The sequence below is a fragment of the Rubrivivax sp. JA1055 genome (genome assembly GCF_020966565.1).
Taxonomy (GTDB): domain Bacteria; phylum Pseudomonadota; class Gammaproteobacteria; order Burkholderiales; family Burkholderiaceae_C; genus Rubrivivax; species Rubrivivax benzoatilyticus.
Genome location: NZ_JAJKFP010000005.1, coordinates 435,926 through 451,202, shown reverse-complemented (window position 1 = coordinate 451,202; position 15,277 = coordinate 435,926). Strand labels below are relative to the sequence as shown.

The 15,277-nt window shown below is 71.8% G+C and carries 18 protein-coding genes; 9 read left to right on the top strand and 9 right to left on the bottom strand.

What is annotated here, in order from left to right; genetic code table 11:
* Nucleotides 1-68 precede the first annotated feature (68 nt).
* The 5 genes from LOC65_RS08790 to LOC65_RS08770 form a co-directional block, all read right to left on the bottom strand.
* On the bottom strand, nt 69-1,070 hold the full coding sequence (locus tag LOC65_RS08790) for a porin (RefSeq protein ID WP_009858991.1): 1,002 nt from the start codon (nt 1,068-1,070) through the stop codon (nt 69-71).
* Between the two features lie 352 nt (nt 1,071-1,422).
* Complete coding sequence (locus LOC65_RS08785; RefSeq protein ID WP_009858990.1) at nt 1,423-1,947, bottom strand: class IV adenylate cyclase; 525 nt, start codon at nt 1,945-1,947, stop codon at nt 1,423-1,425.
* A 21-nt stretch (nt 1,948-1,968) separates the two neighbouring features.
* Nucleotides 1,969-2,856 carry an ABC transporter permease gene (locus LOC65_RS08780; protein ID WP_230247229.1) on the bottom strand — a complete coding sequence of 296 codons (888 nt, stop codon included), beginning with the start codon at nt 2,854-2,856 and terminating at the stop codon, nt 1,969-1,971.
* On the bottom strand, nt 2,853-3,809 hold the full coding sequence (locus tag LOC65_RS08775; RefSeq protein ID WP_164962472.1) for an ABC transporter permease: 957 nt from the start codon (nt 3,807-3,809) through the stop codon (nt 2,853-2,855). The genes LOC65_RS08780 and LOC65_RS08775 overlap by 4 nt, the downstream gene beginning before the upstream one ends.
* 111 nt (nt 3,810-3,920) lie before the next feature.
* Nucleotides 3,921-4,157: a hypothetical protein gene (locus LOC65_RS08770; protein WP_230247228.1), complete on the bottom strand. Its 237-nt coding sequence runs from the start codon at nt 4,155-4,157 to the stop codon at nt 3,921-3,923.
* Nucleotides 4,158-4,287: 130 nt separating this feature from the next.
* Here LOC65_RS08770 and LOC65_RS08765 point away from each other — a divergent pair, with 130 nt between their 5' ends.
* Entirely contained in the window at nt 4,288-5,232 is a 945-nt protein-coding gene (locus tag LOC65_RS08765) for a LysR family transcriptional regulator (RefSeq protein WP_230247227.1), read from the top strand.
* Nucleotides 5,233-5,235: 3 nt separating this feature from the next.
* On the opposite strand, the gene LOC65_RS08760 is transcribed toward LOC65_RS08765, so the two are convergent.
* Both LOC65_RS08760 and LOC65_RS08755 read right to left on the bottom strand, forming a co-directional pair.
* The gene (locus tag LOC65_RS08760) at nt 5,236-6,432 is read right to left on the bottom strand and encodes an amino acid aminotransferase (protein WP_009858985.1); all 1,197 of its coding nucleotides are present in this window, start codon (nt 6,430-6,432) and stop codon (nt 5,236-5,238) included.
* Nucleotides 6,429-6,917, bottom strand: coding sequence for a glutathione peroxidase (locus tag LOC65_RS08755; protein ID WP_230247226.1), 489 nt, complete (start codon nt 6,915-6,917; stop codon nt 6,429-6,431). The genes LOC65_RS08760 and LOC65_RS08755 overlap by 4 nt, the downstream gene beginning before the upstream one ends.
* 108 nt (nt 6,918-7,025) lie before the next feature.
* On the opposite strand from LOC65_RS08755, the gene LOC65_RS08750 reads away from it, so the two are divergent.
* Nucleotides 7,026-7,757 carry a two-component system response regulator gene (locus LOC65_RS08750; RefSeq protein ID WP_230247225.1) on the top strand — a complete coding sequence of 244 codons (732 nt, stop codon included), beginning with the start codon at nt 7,026-7,028 and terminating at the stop codon, nt 7,755-7,757.
* A gap of 4 nt (nt 7,758-7,761) precedes the next feature.
* Here LOC65_RS08750 and LOC65_RS08745 read toward each other — a convergent pair whose 3' ends face one another.
* Complete coding sequence (locus LOC65_RS08745) at nt 7,762-8,655, bottom strand: DMT family transporter (protein WP_230247224.1); 894 nt, start codon at nt 8,653-8,655, stop codon at nt 7,762-7,764.
* Nucleotides 8,645-9,922, bottom strand: coding sequence for a lysophospholipid transporter LplT (gene lplT, locus LOC65_RS08740; protein ID WP_029718422.1), 1,278 nt, complete (start codon nt 9,920-9,922; stop codon nt 8,645-8,647). The genes LOC65_RS08745 and lplT overlap by 11 nt, the downstream gene beginning before the upstream one ends.
* Before the next feature lie 140 nt (nt 9,923-10,062).
* On the opposite strand from lplT, the gene alr reads away from it, so the two are divergent.
* From alr to LOC65_RS08705, 7 genes are read left to right on the top strand one after another with little or no spacing between them, the layout of a single operon-like run.
* The gene (gene alr, locus LOC65_RS08735; protein ID WP_009858980.1) at nt 10,063-11,151 is read left to right on the top strand and encodes an alanine racemase; all 1,089 of its coding nucleotides are present in this window, start codon (nt 10,063-10,065) and stop codon (nt 11,149-11,151) included.
* Entirely contained in the window at nt 11,151-11,558 is a 408-nt protein-coding gene (gene arfB, locus LOC65_RS08730) for an alternative ribosome rescue aminoacyl-tRNA hydrolase ArfB (RefSeq protein ID WP_009858979.1), read from the top strand. The genes alr and arfB overlap by 1 nt, the downstream gene beginning before the upstream one ends.
* Before the next feature lie 13 nt (nt 11,559-11,571).
* Nucleotides 11,572-12,924 (top strand): DNA repair protein RadA, encoded by a 1,353-nt coding sequence (gene radA / locus LOC65_RS08725; protein WP_009858978.1) that lies wholly within the window; start codon nt 11,572-11,574, stop codon nt 12,922-12,924.
* Between the two features lie 2 nt (nt 12,925-12,926).
* Nucleotides 12,927-13,685 (top strand): metallophosphoesterase, encoded by a 759-nt coding sequence (locus LOC65_RS08720; protein WP_230247223.1) that lies wholly within the window; start codon nt 12,927-12,929, stop codon nt 13,683-13,685.
* Complete coding sequence (locus LOC65_RS08715; RefSeq protein ID WP_009858976.1) at nt 13,682-14,089, top strand: hypothetical protein; 408 nt, start codon at nt 13,682-13,684, stop codon at nt 14,087-14,089. Before LOC65_RS08720 ends, LOC65_RS08715 begins: the two co-directional genes overlap by 4 nt.
* A gap of 44 nt (nt 14,090-14,133) precedes the next feature.
* Entirely contained in the window at nt 14,134-15,057 is a 924-nt protein-coding gene (locus LOC65_RS08710; RefSeq protein ID WP_164962468.1) for a branched-chain amino acid transaminase, read from the top strand.
* 6 nt (nt 15,058-15,063) lie between these two features.
* Entirely contained in the window at nt 15,064-15,267 is a 204-nt protein-coding gene (locus tag LOC65_RS08705; protein ID WP_009858974.1) for a zinc-finger domain-containing protein, read from the top strand.
* Nucleotides 15,268-15,277: the final 10 nt, after the last annotated feature.

The following is a 15,277-nucleotide window of genomic DNA, read 5'->3' as shown; positions in this document are numbered from 1 at the left end:
CGCGGGGGCTTCGGGGAGTGTCGCCACTCCGGATCGACCGGCGGCCGTGGCCGCCGGCGACCGTTCGATCAGAACGAGTGGCGGATGCCGATTTCCAGGCCTTGCGACTTGTCGCCGGCGTCGATCGTCGAGTAGTCGTTGGACACCGTGAACTTGGCGGCGTCGTCGTTGTCGATCACCGCATAGGTGCCGTACAGCGCGGTGCGCTTGCTCAGGTTGTAGACGGCGCCCAGGGCGATGCGGTCGGCATCGCGATCGGTGGCGTCGTTGGACTTGCTCTTCGAGTACGCGGCGCGCAGCACGAAGGCACCGACCGGCACGGTCGCGCCGACGGTGTAATGCTTGTCCTTGTTGCCTTGGTACTTGCCTTGCTGGTAGGCGGCCATCAGCTTGGCGACGCCGAGGTCGTACGAACCGCCGATGACCGTCAGCTTGACGTCGCTGTTGGTGACTTCGGTCTGGCCGTAGCCGACGTTGACGTTCAGCGGGCCGGCGGCGTAGCCGAGGCGACCACCGTAGTACTTCTTGCCCGCGGTGCCTTCGCCAGCGGCGACCGACAGCTGGCCGTACACGCCGCCGAGGTTGGCCGGCAGGAAGTAGGTGACCTGGTTGTCGTTGCGGACCTTGGAGTCGACGCTGCCCCAGACCTTGTAGATGCGGGTGGTGTCGCCGATGCCGGTCGTGCCGAAGGCGTCGAAGTCGGCCAGCGCCGAGTAGGTCGGCGCGAAGTCACGGCCCAGGCGCACTTCGCCCAGCGAGTCGGAGATCAGGCTGACCGTCGCACGGCGGTGCCAGAAGCGGGCGTTCGGCTGCGAACCTTCGTCCGGCTTGACTTCGGACTCGAGCCAGAAGCCGGCCTTCAGGCCGCCGCCCAGGTCTTCGACGCCGCGGAAGCCGAGGCGGCCGGTGCTCAGGCCGCTGCTGCCGAGCACGTCACGCGTGCCGGCGGTGTCGTTGTCCAGATGACGGTAGGCGACGTCCAGGACACCGAACACGGTGACCGACGACTGGGCCGACGCGCTGCCGGCGGCAGCGGCCAGGACGGCCAGAGCGATGAGGGACTTCTTCATATGGATTCCTCGTTGGGGGATGGAGATTCAGACACACAGGCCGCAGCGAGGCGGCACCTCAGCGAACGAGAGGCTACGAACCGTCCGGAGGCTCAACTAGCTCTTCTATTGCAATAGTGCGCTACGCCAGGAGAAATAATAAACCCCGATTGCCTTCGCCAATTCGTCATGACAAGCGCTTACTCGCGCTTGCGCGGCGCGCGCCCCCGCGTAACGGGCCCATATGACAGTTTGCGCGCGCCTGGGCAAGCACCCGCGCGCCAGTTCGACACCGGCTGCAGACGGCGGCTGCTGCGTTCACGCAACAGCCCAGGACGTTGCTGCAGCGCAACGCCGAAGACCGGTTCCACGCTCAGCGCGGGCCTTGCGAGGCCAGAAGATCGGCGTAGGACGGCGCCACACGGGGCGCCGCGGCCAAACCGAGCGCCTCCAGCAGGGCCTCGGCGATGCGCTGCCCGTCGGCATCGGACTGGTCTTCGGCGAGCACGACCTCGACCTCGACGAAGTCGCCCAGACCCTCGACGCGGTCGAGATGCAGCCGGGCGCCAGCCACGAGCGCCAGCCAGCGCTGCTTGCGCACGCGGGCGCGCACGCCCAGGCCGCGGCCGAGCACCCGGTGCAGCGCGTCGGCCGTGCCGCCGACGCCCACACGCTCGTAGTCCGAGGCGCGGGCCGCGTCGGTGTCGGGGCGTTCGTAGTGGATCAGCTCGGCCGTGCCGTCACCGAGGCGGCGCAGCTTGAGCCGCCCGGTGGGCACGGCGTAGAACACGTCGTCCTGCTCGAGGCGGGTCAGCACGCCGCCGGCCAGCGCCCGTGCCCGCTCGCGCAGCGGGTCGATCGAGCCGACCCGGACCTTGATCTCGATGTTGCGTGCCATGCGCTGCCTGCCCGGACACGATCATCGCGCCACGGCGCCGCCACGCGCCAGCCTCGGATCGAGCAGGTCGCGCAAGGCGTCGCCCAGCAGGTTCAGGCCGAGCACCGTGGTCATGATCGCCAGGCCCGGGTAGACGGCCTGCATCGGTGCCTGGAACCACTGCGTCTGCGCCTCGTTGAGCATGCGTCCCCAGCTCGGCCGCGGCGGCTGCGTGCCCAGGCCCAGGTAGCTGAGCGCGGCCTCGGCGAGGATCGCGGTGGCGAAGGCGATCGTCGCCTGCACGACCAGCGCCGCGGCGATGTTGGGCAGCACGTGGTCGAGCGTGATGCGCCAGCCGCCCTTGCCGGCGGCGCGCGCGGCGAGCACGTACTCGCGCACCCAGATGCCGAGCGCGGCGCCGCGCGTCACGCGGGCGAACACCGGCACGTTGTACAGCCCGATGGCGACGACGCTGGTCGCCAGGCCCGGACCGTAGACCGCGGCGAGCAGGATCGCCGACAGCAGCGCCGGAAACGCGAAGGTGAAGTCCGCGGCACGCATCAGCAGTTCGTCGAGCCAGCCGCGGCGCGCGGCGGCCACGCAGCCGAGCGTGACGCCCAGGACGAGCCCGATGGCCACCGCGACGACGCCGACGAGCAGGCTGGTCTGCGCGCCGGCCATCAGCAGCGAGACGATGTCGCGCCCGAGGCTGTCGGTGCCCAGCCAGTGCGCCGCGGACGGCGGCTGCAGCCGCGCGCCGATGTCCAGCTCGTCCGGCGCCCACGGCGTCCAGACCAGCGAGACCAGCGCCAGCAGCAGCACGCTGCCGACCAGGAGCGCGCCGAGCACGAAGCCCGGACTGCGCCGCGCTCGCGCGGCGAAGGAGACGCCGGCCGGCCCCGCCAGGCGGGAGTGAGCCCCGGGGCTCATGCGTGCCGCAGCCGCGGGTCGACGAGCGCGTACAGCACGTCGACGACGAAGTTGACGGCGACGACCAGCGCCGCCAGCAGCAGCACGACGTCGCGCACGACGACGAGGTCGCGGTTGGCCACCGCCTGGAACACCAGCCGGCCCAGCCCGGGGAGCACGAACACGTTCTCGACGACGATGGTGCCGGCGACGAGGTTGGCGAACTGCAGGCCGGCGACGGTCAGCACCGGGATCGCGGCGTTGCGCAGCACGTGGCGGTGCAGCGTCTGGCGCCGCGACAGGCCCTTGGCGCGCGCGGTGCGCACGTAGTCCTCGCCCATCGTGTCGAGCACCGCCGAGCGCGTGACGCGCGCCAGGATCGCCGCCTGCACCGCCGCCAGCGCCAGCGCCGGCAGCGCCAGCGCTTTCAGTCCTTCGAGCAGGCCGCCGCCTTCGTCTGCGCTCCAGCCCGGGAAACCGCCGGCACCGACCCACTGCAGCTGCACCGCGAACAGCAGGATCAGCAGCATCGCCAGCCAGAAGCCGGGCACCGCCAGCCCGAGCTGGGTGGCGATCATCACGCCGACGTCACCGGCGCGGCCGCGGCGCGCCGCGGCGTAGACGCCCGCGGCCAGCGCGACCACGGCGGTCAGCACCATCGCCAGCGCCGCCAGCGGCAGCGACACGCGCAGGCGCTCGGCGATCAGCTCGGCGGTCGGCGTGTCATAGGCGATGCTGTCGGCGGTGCGGCCCTGCAGCAGGGCGCCGACCCACTCGGCATAACGCTGCGGCGCCGGCCGGTCCAGGCCCAGCCGGGCCTCGAGGGCGGCCACGGCCTCGGGCGTCGCGGTCTCGCCGAGCACCACCTCGGCGGCACTGCCGGGCAGCCATTCCAGCACCACGAAAACGATCATCGACGCCGCGACGAGCGTCAGCACGAAGGTCGCGAAGCGGCGCAGCAGGAACACGGACATCGCGGGCAATGATGCCCGATGCGTCCGGGCGGCCCGGCGAAAGAACGGCCCCGGCGCACGAGGCGGCGGGGCCGGGGGTGGCGGCCGCGCGGGCCGCCGGGGGGGGGGTGATCAGTCGCCCAGGCCTTCGTGGCGGGCGGCAGCGGCGTACAGGTCGGCGGCGAAGCCGGGGTCGGTGTTCTCGACCTGGTGCGCCAGCTCACGGACCGACGCGATGTCGTGCACACGCGCCGGGGTCTCCGGGTGATGCGCCAGCCGCTTCATCAGGCGGGAGAACAGCTCGGCCGCGATCAAGGCGCCGCGAGGGGTGTCCTGCGCCGGTGCGACCGATTGAACTTCAACGTACATGCCCATCTTGTTTCCTGTCGGCACAGCCCTCGTGGGGCTGCGATGAAGGCATTTTCAGGGTTTACCCGATCACGATCTACTGAATGTTCTGCATCTGGCACATAAGCAGCGTTCATATCAGAATCGGTTCATGAACTTCCGCACGCTGGACCTGAACCTGCTTCGTGTCTTCGACGCGGTGATGACCGAAGGCAGCCTGACGCGGGCGGCGCAGGTGCTCTCGGTGACACAGCCGGCCGCCAGCCATTCGCTCAAGCGCCTGCACGAGGCCGTCGGCGAGCCGCTGTTCGTGCGTGGTGCGCACGGCATGAAGCCGACTCCGCGCGCGCAGGCGCTGTGGCCGGTGGTGCGCGAGGGGCTGGGCGAGCTGCAGCGGGCGCTGGCGCCGGAGGAGTTCGACCCGCGCACCCAGGAGGCGAACTTCCGCATCACGATGCCGGATGCACCGGCCGCCGTGCTGACGCCGATGTTCGTGCGCGCGATCGAGTCGCGGCAGGCCCGGGTCAACCTGCGCATCGTGCCGCTGACCAGCCGCGACCCGCGCGCGATGCTGCGCGACGGCGAGGCCGATCTCGCCGTCGGCCACTTCCCGGAGGCGATCGCCGCGCTCGTCGCCGGCGGCGCGCAGACCGGCCTGCTGCACCGCCAGCTGCACCGCAGCCACTACGTCTGCGTGATGCGCCGCGGCCACCCGCTGGCCGACACGCTGACGCTGGACGCCTTCTGCGAGGCGCACCACCTGCTGGTCAGCTTCTCGGGCCGGCCGCACGGCATGATCGACGAGGCGCTGGCGGCGCTCGGCCGGCGGCGGCGCATCGTGCTGACCGTCAACCAGTACTTCACCGCCGGCCGCGTCGTCACGCAGTCGGACCTGCTCACGGTGCTGCCGCTGTCCTTCGTCGCCGCCACCGGCACCTCGCACCGGCTGGTCACGCGGCCGCTGCCGGGGCCGGTGACGCTGCCGCCGGTGGGCGTGCAGATGGTCTGGCCGGTGCGCCAGGACGCCGACCCGGCACACCGCTGGCTGCGCCAGCTGGTGCAGCAGGCGGTCGGCCGGGAGGTGCCGGCCGAGTGAGCCTCAGACGACCGCGGCGATCGCCTCGGCGGTGCGCTCGACGTTGCCGCTGTTGAGCCCGGCCACGCAGATGCGGCCCGAGCGCACGAGGTAGACGCCGAACTCCTCGCGCAGCCGGTCGACCTGCTCGGGCAGCAGCCCGGTGTAGCTGAACATGCCGCGCTGGCTGAGGAAGTAGCCGAAGTCGCGCCCCGGCTTGCGCGCGCAGAGCACCTCGTGCAGCGCGCGGCGCATCGCCAGGATGCGCTCGCGCATCGCCGCGACGTCGGCCTCCCAGGACGCACGCAGACCCGGATCGCCGAGCACGCGCGCGACGACGCCGGCGGCGTGCAGCCCCGGGCTGGAGTAGTTGCGGCGCACCGTGGCCTTCATCTGGCCGAGCACGAGTTCGGCTTCGGCGCGGTCGGCGCAGACCACCGACAGCGCCCCGGCGCGTTCGCCGTACAGGCTCATGCTCTTGCTGAACGAGTTCGAGACGAAGAACGACAGCCCGGCGTCGGCCAGCGCGCGGATCGCGTGCGCATCCTCTTCGATGCCGTCGCCGTAGCCCTGGTAGGCGATGTCCAGGAACGGGATCAGCCCGCGCTCGCGCACGAGGGTGACGATCTCGCCCCACTGCAAGCGCGACAGGTCGACGCCGGTCGGGTTGTGGCAGCAGGCGTGCAGCAGCACGACGTCGCCAGCGGGCAGGCCGCGCAGCGTCTCGCACAGGCGCTCGAAGGCCACGCCGCCGGTCGCCGCGTCGTAGTACGGATAGGCCTTCACGGCCATGCCGGCGCCCTCGAAGATCGAGCGGTGGTTGTCCCAGGTCGGGTCGCTGACCCAGACGGTGGACTGCGGGAACCAGCGCCGCAGGAAGTCGGCGCCGACCTTCAGGCCGCCGCTGGAGCCGATGGTCTGCAGCGTCGCGACGCGGCCTTCGGCGACCGCAGCGCTGCCGGCGCCGAACAGCAGCGCCTGCACTGCGGCGCGCATCGGAGCCGAACCCTCCATCGGCAGGTAGGGCTTGGGGCCGGCTTCGGCCAGCAGCTGCGCTTCGGCCTGGCGCACGCAGTCCAGCACCGGGATGCGGCCGGCGTCGTCGAAGTAGATGCCGATCGACAGGTTGACCTTGGCCGGGCGCGGATCTCGGCCGAAGGCCTCGTTCAGCGACAGGATCGGGTCGCCCGCGTAGGGCTCGAGGTGGGAGAAGACGGTCATGCCGAAAGCGCTTTCTCGATGTCGGCGGCCAGCGAGGCCGGGGAGTCGGTCGGCGCGTAACGCTTGAGCACGCGTCCGTCGCGGCCGACGAGGAATTTGGTGAAGTTCCACTTCACCGCCTGGGTGCCGAGCACGCCGCGCGCCTCGACGGTGAGCCATTGCCACAACGGATGCGCATCGCCGCCGTTGACCTTCACCTTGGCCATCATCGGGAAGCTGACGCCGTAGTTGAGCTGGCAGAACGAGGCGATCTCGTCGTTGCTGCCCGGGTCCTGGCCGCCGAACTCGTTGCTCGGGAAGCCGAGGATCACGAGACCGCGCTCGCGGTAGCGCTGCCACAGCTCCTCGAGCCCGGCGAACTGCGGCGTGAAGCCGCAGCGGCTGGCGGTGTTGACGACGAGCACCACCTGGCCGGCGTGGGCGGACAACGGTGCGGGGCGGCCGTCGATCGTGACGGCGTCGAAATCGGACAGGGTCGCGGCCATGAGCGCTCCGATCGTGACGAAACGTGCATCGTAAGCCCCCATCCCACGACCGGCGTTGACAGCGCGAACCGCCGCCGCGCAGCATCGCCGCAGACCCCTGCCGCCGCCATGCTGCACCGCCTCCATCTGCTCGGCTTCAGCGCCTTCGAGCGCAGCACGCTGGCCAGCTGCGTGCGCCTGGCGGGCTCGCGACAGCCGGGCTACGTGCAGGTCGCCACGCCGGAGGACGCCGACTTCCTGGTCGTCGACGCCGACAACGTCGACGCCGTGCTGACGGCCAGCGCCGGCGCACGCGTCGGCGACGCGGTTTTCGTCGGCCGCCACGCCCCCGAAGGTGCAGCCGCCTGGATGCCGCGGCCGCTGGACGCGCTGCTGCTGCTGCGTGAGCTCGACGCCATCGTCGCGCTGCGCGGCGCGGCGGCGGCGGCCGACATGCCGGCGCTGCCGCAGGCGCTGATCGTCGACGACTGCGAAGCCGCGACACGCCACCTCGCCGGCCGGCTGCAGCGCCTGGGCCTGCCCAGCGTCGCGGCGCGCACCAGCGGCCAGGCCCTCGAACGGCTGGCGCGCCAGCGTTTCGAGTTCGTCTTCGTCGATGTCGAGCTCGGCGAGGCCAGCGAGCTCGACGGCCTGGCGCTGTGCCGCCGGCTGCGCCGCCAGCCCAGCCCGGGCGCAGGCGACGCGGTGCTGGTGCTGGTCTCGGCCCAGCACGGCGAGGTCGACCGCGTGCGCGGCGCGCTCGCCGGGGCCGACGCCTACCTGGGCAAGCCGCTGGACGACGACGAGCTGAGCCGGCTGGTGTCGCGGCCGCCGCGCGCCGCGGCACCGGCCAGCCACTGAGACGTCAGCGCGCGGCCAGCAGCGCCGCGCCGACGATCAGCGTGCCCCCGATGACCAGCGGCAGCGTGATCGCCGCCGCGCCCAGCAGCACCGCCGAGGCCGAGGCGAACAGCACCTCGGTGATCATGACCACCGCCGTCGCGTTGGCCGGCAGGCGCGCCGCGCCGTACTGCAGCGCCAGGTTGCCGCCGAGGAAACACACGGCCAGCAGCAGCGCACCGGCGATCCAGCCCGGTGCCGGGGCCGGCGGCGGCGGCACGACGCCGTTCAGGGCCAGCATCGCCGCCAGCGGCCCGGCGACGACGACGCCACCGAGGAACATCGCCAGTGCGCGCGCCGACTGCGGCCGGTGCGCCTCGCGGCGCAGCATCACGTTGTTCAGCGCGAAGCTGAAGCCGCCGGCGATGCCCAGCCACTCGGGCAGCGTGCGCGGCAGCGGCAGGCCGCCGCCCTCGGGCCAGAGCACGACGGCCGCGCCGACCAGCGCCATCGCGACGCGAAACGCCGCCGCGCGTGTCAGACGCTCGCCGAGCAGCAGCCGCGCCAGCAGCACCGTCCACAGCGGCATCAGATAGAACAGCAGCACGACGCGCACGACGTCGCCGACGGTCACGCCCCAGTTGAAGGTGGCGTTGGTCGTGCCGGCGGCGGCCACCAGCACCCACAGCACCGGCGTGCGCAGCAGCTCGCGCCAGGCCGACGGCCGCCAGGCGCTGATGGCCAGCACGACGCTGCCGTAGACGAACACGGTGGCCCACAGCGGGTGCAGGCCCAGCGCCTGCAGTTCGCGCAGCGGCCACCACGAGACGCCCCAGACGAAGGCGTTGGCCAGCAAGGCCAGCGCCGGCGCCGCCGCGCCGGGGCTGCCGGCGCGCGGCGCGGCGACGTCAATGGCCATCGGTGCGGGCGATCACGAGCAGGCGCTCGACCTCGTCGCGGTGCTGCAGCAGGTTGCGCCGATGCCAGCGCCGGATCGTCTCCATGATGCCGGCGACGACCAGGCCGAAGACCGTGATCGCGGCGAAGGCCGAGAGCTCGAACCGCGTCATGCCGGCGTAGAAGGCGCCCAGCGCCAGGATGCAGGCCTGCTCGTTGAAGTTCTGCACCGCGATCGAGCGCCCGGCGCCCATCAGGTTGTGGCCGCGGTGCTGCAGCAGCGCGTTCATCGGCACGACGAGGTAGCCGCCGGCGGCGCCCAGCAGCAGCAGGAACGGGATCGCGACGTAGAGGTCGCGGATCAGGTTGAGCCCCATCAGCAGCACGCCCATCAGCACGCCCAGCGGGATCACCGCGGTGGCGCGGTCCAGCCGCATGCGCATCGACGCGACGACGGCCCCGGCGGCCACGCCGATCGACACCACGCCGGCCAGCGACGAGGCCTGCGTCGTCGAGTAGCCCAGCGCCGCCGCGGCCCAGGGGAAGACGATGATGCGCAGGTTGCCGCCGACGCCCCAGAACATCGTCGTCGTCGCCAGCGAGATCTGGCCCAGCTTGTCCGACCACAGGCGGGCGTTGCAGCGCGAGAAGTCGCGCACCAGCCACAGCGGGTTGGACGGCAGCGGCTGCAGCGGCGCGTCGGTGCGCGGGATGTAGAGGTTGAACAGCGCCGCCAGCGCGTAGACGAAGAGCAGCACGCAGATCGCGGCCTCGGCCGGCATGTCGACGCCGGTGTCCACGAACGGCAGGTCCAGGCCCAGCAGCACCGGCGCGATGTGCGGCCCGACGAGCTGGCCGCCGAGCACGGTGCCGAGGATGACGCTGGCGATCGTCAGGCCCTCGATCCAGCCGTTGGCCTTGACCAGCTGCGACGGCGGCAGCAGTTCGGTGAGGATGCCGTACTTGGCCGGCGAGTAGGCCGCCGCGCCCAGGCCGACGATCGAGTAGGCCAGCAGCGGGTGGCCGCCGAAGAGCATCAGCAGGCAGCCGACGATCTTGATGCCGTTGGAGATCAGCATCACGCGGCCCTTCGGGATCGCGTCGGCGAAGGCGCCGAGGAAGGGCGCGAGCACGACGTAGAAGAGCGCGAAGACGACCGCGAGAACCGGCACGTGCCAGCTGGGCGCCTGGCTGCTGCGCAGGAGTTCGATCGCGGCGACGGTGAGCCCGTTGTCGGCCAGCGAACTGCAGAACTGCGCCGACATGATGGTCGAGAAACCTTTTTTCATCTGTCGCGCGCGCAGCCGGGAACGCCGGTTCCGGGCGCCAGTCCTGTCTCTCCATCCTTTCGGGCAGGCGGTTTATAGCACGCGGCCAACGCCGTTCCGAAGGGCGAAACCCACGAGTCGGCTGGCAAAATGGCCCGGCCATGCCGCGCCCGATCGAAGCCCTCGTCCACGTCCCCGCCCTTGCCCACAACCTGCAGCGCGCCCGCGCCCAGGCCCCCGACGCGCGCGTCTGGGCGGTCGTCAAGGCCAACGCCTACGGCCACGGCATCGAGCGTGCGTACGACGGTTTGCGCGGCGCCGACGGCTTCGCGCTGCTGGACCTGGACGAAGCCGAGCGCCTGCGCACGCTGGGCTGGCGCGGGCCGATCCTGCTGCTCGAGGGCGTGTTCGAACCGCGTGACCTGGAACTCTGTTCGCGCCTGGACCTGTGGCACGCGGTGCACTGCGACGAGCAGATCGACTGGCTGGCAGCGCACAAGACACATCGCCCGCACCGCGTGTTCCTGAAGATGAACAGCGGCATGAACCGCCTGGGCTTCACGCCGGCGGCCTTCCGCGGCGCCTGGGCGCGCCTGGGCGCGCTGCCGCAGGTCGACGAGATCTCGGCGATCACGCACTTCTCCGACGCCGACGGCCCGCGCGGCATCGCCCACCAGATCGCGGCCTTCGAGGCCGCGACGCAGGACCTGCCCGGCGAACGCTGCCTGTCCAACAGCGCCGCGCTGCTGCGCCACGGCGTGAAGAACGACTGGGTGCGCGCCGGCATCCTGCTGTACGGCAGCGCGCCGGACTTCCCCGAACACGACATCGCGCACTGGGACCTGCAGCCGACGATGACGCTGCGCTCGCGCATCATCGCCACGCAGACCCTGGCCGCCGGCGACACCGTCGGCTACGGCAGCAGCTTCACCGCGCCGGGGCCGATGCGCGTGGGCATCGTCGCCTGCGGCTACGCCGACGGCTACCCGCGCCTGTGCCCCACCGGCACGCCGGCGCTGGTGAACGGCCGTCGCACGCGCACCATCGGCCGGGTGTCGATGGACATGCTCGAGGTCGACCTGAGCGAGCTGCCCGACGCCGGCATCGGCAGCGAAGTCACGCTCTGGGGTCGCGGCCCGGGCGGCAGCGTGCTGCCGATCGACGAGGTGGCACGTGCCGCCGGCACGATCGGCTACGAGCTGATGTGCGCCGTCGCGCCGCGCGTGACGATGCGCGTCGCCGAAGACTGATGGCCGGCGCGCCGCGCATCGACCGGCGCGAAGTCGAGTTCGCGGCGATCCGCGCCCAGGGCGCCGGCGGGCAGAACGTCAACAAGGTCTCGAACGCGGTGCACCTGCGTTTCGACATCCGCGCCTCGTCGCTGCCCGATCCGATCAAGGAGCGCCTGCTGGCGACACCCGACCAGCGCATCGGCGCCGACGGCGTCGTCGTCATCAAGGCCCAGACCCACCGCAGCCTGCCGCGCAACCAGGCCGACGCGCTGGCGCGGCTGCAGGCGCTGGTCGACGCCGCGGCCGAGGTGCCCACCGAACGCCGGGCGACGAAACCGACCTGGTCGTCCAAGCAGCGCCGGCTGCAGGGCAAGGCCCGCGACGCCCAGGTCAAGGCCGGACGCGGCCGCGTGCGCGACTTCTGACAGCATCACCCCCGTGGCGAAAACGATCTACACCTGCCGCGAGTGCGGCGGCACCAGCCCCAAGTGGCTGGGCAAGTGCCCGGCCTGCGGCGCCTGGAACTCGCTCGACGAGGGCCTGGCCGAGCCGGCGACGAAGAACAACCGCTTCCAGGCGCTGGCCAGGAGCCAGCCGGTGGCGACGCTGGCCGACATCGACGCCGCCGACGTGGCGCGCACGCCGACCGGCCAGGAGGAGCTCGACCGCGTGCTCGGCGGCGGCATCGTCGCCGGCGGCGTGACGCTGATCGGCGGCGACCCCGGCATCGGCAAGAGCACGCTGCTGCTGCAGGCGCTGGACGCGCTGTCGGCGCAGATGCCGGTGCTCTACGTCACCGGCGAGGAATCGGGCGCCCAGGTCGCGCTGCGCGCGCGCCGGCTCGGCCTGTCGGGCGCCAAGGTGCGTGTCGTCGCCGAGATCTCGCTGGAGAAGATCCTGGCGACGCTGGACGCCGAACAACCGGCCTTCTGCGTCATCGACTCGATCCAGACGCTCTATTCCGACCAGCTGACGTCGGCACCGGGCTCGGTGGCCCAGGTGCGCGAATGCGCGGCGCAGCTGACGCGTGTCGCCAAGACCGGCGGCTGCGCGATGGTGCTCGTCGGCCACGTCACCAAGGAAGGCGCGCTGGCCGGGCCGCGGGTGCTGGAGCACATCGTCGACACGGTGCTGTACTTCGAGGGCGACACGCATTCCAGCTTCCGCCTGGTGCGCGCGATCAAGAACCGCTTCGGCGCCGTCAACGAGATCGGCGTCTTCGCGATGACCGAGAAGGGGCTGCGCGGCGTCAGCAACCCGAGCGCGATCTTCCTGTCCGCGCACGGCGAGCCGGTGTCGGGCTCCTGCGTGCTCGTCACGCTGGAAGGCACACGCCCGCTGCTGGTCGAGATCCAGGCGCTGGTCGACAGCGGTGGCGCCAGCCCGCGGCGGCTGTCGGTGGGCCTGGACCGCGACCGCCTGGCGATGCTGCTGGCGGTGCTGCACCGCCACGCCGGCGTCTCGTGCATGGACCAGGACGTGTTCGTCAACGCCGTCGGCGGCGTGCGCATCGGCGAGCCGGCGGCCGACCTGGCGGTGCTGCTCGCGATCACCAGTTCGCTGCGCGGCAGGCCGCTGCCGCGCGGCTTCGTCGCCTTCGGCGAAGTCGGTCTCGCCGGCGAGGTGCGCCCGGCGCCGCGTGGCCAGGAACGGCTGAAGGAAGCCGCCAAACTCGGCTTCTCGGTCGCCGTCGTGCCCAAGGCCAACGCGCCGAAGAAGCCGATCGAAGGCCTGACGGTGCACGCCGTCGAGCGCATCGAGCAGGCGATCGACATCGTGCGCGGGCTGTGACGATGCGCTGGGCCGTCGTCTCCGACATCCACGGCAACCTCCCGGCGCTCGAGGCGGTGATCGCCGACGCCGGCGCAGTCGACGGCTGGCTGAACCTGGGCGACATCGTGTCCGGCCCGCTGTGGCCGCTGGAAACGGCGCGCCGGCTGATGGCGCTGGGCTGGCCGACGATCGCCGGCAACCACGAGCGCCAGCTGCTGACGCTGCCGCACGACCACCTGGGCGCCAGCGACCGTTTCGCCCACGACGCGCTGGGCGAGGCCGAACTCGCCTGGCTGGCGGCGCTGCCGCCGACAATGGCGCCGCATGCCGACGTGCTCGCCGTGCACGGCAGCGGCCGCAGCGACCTGGAATACCTGCTGCACAGCGTGCGCGCCGACGGCCTGCACGAGGCCGACGAGGCCGAGATCGCCCAGCGCCTGCCGGCCGCGGCGCCGGCCTGGCTGCTCTGCGGCCACAGCCACCTGCCGCGCCAGCGCCGCGTCGGCACGACGACGGTGCTCAACCCCGGCAGCGTCGGCCTGCCGGCCTTCGACCACGACCAGCCGGCACCGCACGTCGCCGAGACCGGCACGCCGCAGGCGCGCTACGCCTGGCTGGAGCTCGGCCCCACGGGCTGGACGGCGACGCTGCGCGCCGTCGACTACGACCACGAGAGCGCCGCCCGCCGCGCCGAGGCCCGGGGCCGCGGCGACTGGGCCGACGCGCTGCGCAGCGGCCGCGTCGGCCGGCGCGAATCCGAATCGGGAGAAGGACGATGAACGCCTGGATCGGCTGGGCGCTGGCCGCCGCCGCCATCGCCGCCGGCTATGTCGGCTGGGGCTGGCAAGGTGTCGTGCTCGGCATCACCGTCACCGTGTTCTGGCTGCTGCTGCAGTTCAGCCGCGCGCTGCGCGCGATGCAGCAGGCGGCCAAGCGCCCGCGGGCCAGCGTGGCCAGCGCCGTGGCGCTGCATGCGAAGCTCGAACCCGGCCTGTCGATGCTGCAGGTGATGAAACTCACCGGCAGCATCGGCGAGAAGGTCGGCGACGACCCCGAGACCTTCGCCTGGCGCGACGCCGGCGGCGACGCGGTGCACGTGGCCTTCACCGGCGGCCGCGTCGGCCGCTGGCAGCTGCTGCGCGCCACCGCAGGCCCCGATGCCGGCACGCACCCCGCCGCCTAGAATCGTCCGTCTCTAGAACCGCTCTCAATTCCCGAGGAACCACCATGTCGATGTCCGACCGCGACGGCAAGATCTGGATGGACGGCGCGCTGGTCGACTGGCGCGACGCCAAGATCCACGTCCTGACGCACACGCTGCACTACGGCTGCGGCGCTTTCGAGGGCGTGCGCGCCTACAACACCGCCCAGGGCACGGCGATCTTCCGCCTGCAGGAGCACACCGAGCGCCTGTTCAACAGCGCCAAGATCCTGCGCATGAAGATCCCCTTCTCGCTGCAGGAGGTGATGGACGCGCAGCGCGAGGTCGTGCGCGCCAACAAGCTGGAGAGCTGCTACCTGCGCCCGCTGACCTGGCTGGGTTCCGAGAAGCTCGGCGTCAGCCCCAAGGGCAACACCGTGCACCTGATGATCGCCGCCTGGCCCTGGGGCGCCTACCTCGGCGAGGAAGGCCTGCGCCGCGGCATCCGCGTCAAGACCAGCAGCTACACCCGCCACCACGTCAACATCACGATGACGCAGGCCAAGGCGGTGAGCAACTACACGAACTCGATCCTGGCCAACATGGAGGCCACCGACGACGGCTACGACGAGGCGCTGCTGCTCGACGCCTCGGGTTTCGTCTCCGAAGGGGCCGGCGAGAACCTGTTCGTCGTGCGCGGCGGCACCGTCTACACGCCCGACCTGTCGGCCGGCGCGCTCAACGGCATCACGCGCAACACGATCTTCGCGATCTGCCGCGACCTGGGCATCGACGTCGTCGAGAAGCGCATCACGCGCGACGAGGTCTACGTCGCCGACGAGGCCTTCTTCACCGGCACCGCCGCCGAAGTCACGCCGATCCGCGAGCTCGACCGCATCCAGATCGGGGCTGGCGCGCGGGGCCCGGTCACGGAGAAGATCCAGGCGGCCTTCTTCGACATCGTCAACGGCCGCAACCCGAAATACGCCGAATGGCTCACCCAGGTCTGAACTGACATGAACGAACCCAAAGCCACTGTCGAGGTCCAGGCGGCCGACCTCGCCGGGCCGGGCGTCGTGTTCTGCCCGAACCCGAAGATGCCGCTGTGGAGCAACCACCCGCGCGTCTTCATCGACGTCGCGACCACCGGCGAAGGCCGTTGCCCGTACTGCGGCACGGTCTACAAGCTGGCGCCGGGCGTGCACGCTTCCGGCCACTGAGGAGGCACGG

Bases quoted from the DNA above. Each gene is read 5' to 3' on its own strand.
- arfB (WP_009858979.1), top strand. From the start codon at position 11,151: ATGGCCGGCGCGCCGCGCATCGACCGGCGCGAAGTCGAGTTCGCGGCG.
- alr (WP_009858980.1), top strand. From the start codon at position 10,063: ATGCCGCGCCCGATCGAAGCCCTCGTCCACGTCCCCGCCCTTGCCCAC.
- LOC65_RS08790 (WP_009858991.1), bottom strand. From the start codon at position 1,070: ATGAAGAAGTCCCTCATCGCTCTGGCCGTCCTGGCCGCTGCCGCCGGC.
- LOC65_RS08785 (WP_009858990.1), bottom strand. From the start codon at position 1,947: ATGGCACGCAACATCGAGATCAAGGTCCGGGTCGGCTCGATCGACCCG.
- lplT (WP_029718422.1), bottom strand. From the start codon at position 9,922: ATGAAAAAAGGTTTCTCGACCATCATGTCGGCGCAGTTCTGCAGTTCG.
- LOC65_RS08775 (WP_164962472.1), bottom strand. From the start codon at position 3,809: ATGTCCGTGTTCCTGCTGCGCCGCTTCGCGACCTTCGTGCTGACGCTC.
- LOC65_RS08750 (WP_230247225.1), top strand. From the start codon at position 7,026: ATGCTGCACCGCCTCCATCTGCTCGGCTTCAGCGCCTTCGAGCGCAGC.
- LOC65_RS08710 (WP_164962468.1), top strand. From the start codon at position 14,134: ATGTCGATGTCCGACCGCGACGGCAAGATCTGGATGGACGGCGCGCTG.
- LOC65_RS08765 (WP_230247227.1), top strand. From the start codon at position 4,288: ATGAACTTCCGCACGCTGGACCTGAACCTGCTTCGTGTCTTCGACGCG.
- LOC65_RS08720 (WP_230247223.1), top strand. From the start codon at position 12,927: ATGCGCTGGGCCGTCGTCTCCGACATCCACGGCAACCTCCCGGCGCTC.
- LOC65_RS08705 (WP_009858974.1), top strand. From the start codon at position 15,064: ATGAACGAACCCAAAGCCACTGTCGAGGTCCAGGCGGCCGACCTCGCC.
- LOC65_RS08715 (WP_009858976.1), top strand. From the start codon at position 13,682: ATGAACGCCTGGATCGGCTGGGCGCTGGCCGCCGCCGCCATCGCCGCC.
- LOC65_RS08770 (WP_230247228.1), bottom strand. From the start codon at position 4,157: ATGTACGTTGAAGTTCAATCGGTCGCACCGGCGCAGGACACCCCTCGC.
- LOC65_RS08780 (WP_230247229.1), bottom strand. From the start codon at position 2,856: ATGAGCCCCGGGGCTCACTCCCGCCTGGCGGGGCCGGCCGGCGTCTCC.
- LOC65_RS08755 (WP_230247226.1), bottom strand. From the start codon at position 6,917: ATGGCCGCGACCCTGTCCGATTTCGACGCCGTCACGATCGACGGCCGC.
- LOC65_RS08745 (WP_230247224.1), bottom strand. From the start codon at position 8,655: ATGGCCATTGACGTCGCCGCGCCGCGCGCCGGCAGCCCCGGCGCGGCG.
- LOC65_RS08760 (WP_009858985.1), bottom strand. From the start codon at position 6,432: ATGACCGTCTTCTCCCACCTCGAGCCCTACGCGGGCGACCCGATCCTG.